The following is a 311-nucleotide window of genomic DNA, read 5'->3' as shown; positions in this document are numbered from 1 at the left end:
AGTGACACCCAAGACTTGGTGATTAACCTCACCGGCACCAACGATGCACCGGTGGTGAACGCCATCGCTGCCCAAAGCGTGAAGGAAGATGCGAGCATCTCAGGTAAAGTCACCGGCTCAGACGTGGATGCAGGTGACACCATCACTTACACCATCGCAAGCCCAGTGGATGGCCTGACCGTCAACAGCGACGGCAGCTGGTCATTTGATGCTTCTCATGCGGCCTATCAGTCACTGGCTGAAGGTCAGCAGCAAGTCATTAGCGTCGATGTCACCGGCACCGACAGCCAAGGTGCGTCTGATGTGCAGAC

Annotated in this window: 1 protein-coding gene; it reads left to right on the top strand. The window is 56.6% G+C overall.

Annotated elements, in window-relative coordinates; genetic code table 11:
• Window positions 1–311: VCBS domain-containing protein (locus LZP69_RS16005; RefSeq protein WP_234201695.1), on the top strand; the 311-nt coding region annotated here is incomplete at both ends.

It is taken from the genome of Shewanella sp. AS1 (genome assembly GCF_021412565.1).
Taxonomy (GTDB): Bacteria; Pseudomonadota; Gammaproteobacteria; order Enterobacterales; family Shewanellaceae; genus Shewanella.
This window is presented reverse-complemented; position numbering and strand designations above follow the sequence as displayed.